1 protein-coding gene is annotated in these 2,068 nt (G+C 69.0%); it reads right to left on the reverse strand.

Annotated elements, in window-relative coordinates; genetic code table 11:
- Positions 1-2,068 (reverse strand): condensation domain-containing protein (locus FL311_RS42785; RefSeq protein WP_141333385.1); only part of this gene is annotated, 2,068 nt, incomplete at both ends.

The following is a 2,068-nucleotide window of genomic DNA, read 5'->3' on the forward strand; positions in this document are numbered from 1 at the left end:
ACGGCCATGTCGAGGGACTTGTCGAGGCAGATGCCGACGGCACTGCCCGGAGAGACCCCGAGGGCGAGCAGGTGGTGGGCGAGCTGATTGGAGCGAGCGTCGAGCGCGGCGTAGGAGAGCGAGCGCGTACCGTCGGAGAGCGCGATGGCGTCAGGCGTACGGCGCACCTGTGCCTCCACCGGCCCATGCATCGTCGTGGCCGCGTGGTCGTGGCGTGAGGTGTCGTTCCAGGCGACGAGCGTGCGCTGACGCTCCTCGGCTCCGAGGAGCGGGAGCTTCCAGATGGACTGGCCCGGATCGCTCACGGCTGCGCGCAGGAGGTTCAGCAGATGTGCGCCGAGTCGCTCCGCGGTGCTCCGGTCGAACAGGTCCGTGTTGAACTCGAGCAGGCCGCCGATGTCGTCGCCGAAGTCACCGCAGAGCAGGGACAGGTCGAACTTGGCGGTGCCGCTGTCCACATGCATCGGCTGGATGGCGCCCGCGTCCTCACCGTCCTGTGGCCCGGTGACACGCTGCGTGTTCTGCAGGGCGAACATCACCTGGAACAGCGGCGAGCGGCTCAGGTCACGCTCGGGCTTCAGCTCGTCGACGAGCTTCTCGAACGGCACGTCCTGGTGCGCGTAGGCCCCGAGCGTCGTCTCCTTCACCTGGGTGAGCAGCTCGCGGAAGGTCATCCCGACGGACAGCCGCGCGCGCAGGGCGAGTGTGTTGACGAAGAACCCGACGATGCCTTCGATCTCCGCCTGCTGCCGGTTGGCGATGGGCGAGCCGACGACGATGTCGTCCTGTCCCGAGTAGCGCGCGAGCAACACCTGGAACGCGGACAGCAGCGCCATGAACGGCGTGACGCCCTCTCGCAGGCACAGGGCGCGCAGCTCGGCCGAGAGCTGGGTTCCCAGCGCGATGGGCAGCGTGGACCCGTTGGACGTCTGGACCGGCGGCCTGGGCCTGTCCGTGGGCAGCTCCAGCGCATGCGGTGCGCCGGAGAGCTGTTGTCTCCACCAACCGACCTGCTGGGACAGTGCCTCGTCCTTCAGCCAGCCACGCTGCCACGCGGCGTAGTCCGCGTACTGCAACTCCAGTGGAGCGAGCGGTGACGGCAGGCCCTGTGCGAACGCGCCGTAGAGCGCCCCGACCTCGCGCGTGAGGATGCCGTTGGACCAACCATCCGAGACGATGTGGTGGACGGTGACGAGCAGGATGTGGCGCTGCTCGGACAGCTGGAGCACGGAGGCCCGGAGCAGCGGCGCGTGGGCCAGGTCGAACGGCTTCTGCGCCTCGGCCTGGGCCTGTCGCAGGGCCTCGGCTTCCCGCTGGGACTCGGGCACGTGCCGCAGGTCCACGACGGGGACGGACAGCGTCACATCCGTGTGGATGTGCTGCATGGCCTCGCCATCCTCCTGGACGTGGAAGGACGTGCGCAGGGCCTCGTGTCGCTGGACGAGCGTACGCAGCGCACGCTCCAGCGCATCGAGGTTCACTCCGCCGTGGAGCTGGATGGCCGAGGGGATGTTGTAGAAGGGGCTACCCGGCTGGAGTCGATCCAGGAACCACAGTCGCTGCTGCGCGAAGGACAGCGGCAGCGGTCCCGTGCGAGGCACCACCACGAGCGCCGGCTTCTCGTTCGCCAGCCCCGACTGCTTCTCGACCTCGATGCGCGCCGCGAGCGACGCCACCGTGGGCGCCTCGAAGAGCGCGCGCAGGGGCAGCTCGACCTGGAAGACCTTGCGGATGCGGGAGACGACCTGGGTGGCGAGGAGGGAGTGGCCGCCCAGGGAGAAGAAGTCGTCGGAGACGCTGACGGCGTCGAGGTGGAGGACCTCTGCCCAGATGGAGGCGAGGAGCGTCTCGGAGGGGTTGCGAGGGGCGAGGAAGGAGTCAGTGGGCCCGGAGTCGGGAGCGGGCAGAGCCTTCCTGTCGAGCTTGCCGTGGGTGTTGAGGGGCAGGGAGTCCAGGGCGACGAAGGCCGAGGGCACCATGTACTCGGGGAGGTTGAGAAGCAGCTCGGTGCGGAGTGAGGAGGTGTCGACGTCGGCGGGGGTGACGTAGGCGACGAGGCGCTTGAGTC

The organism is Myxococcus sp. AB025B (assembly GCF_006518215.1).
Taxonomy (GTDB): domain Bacteria; phylum Myxococcota; class Myxococcia; order Myxococcales; family Myxococcaceae; genus Myxococcus; species Myxococcus fulvus.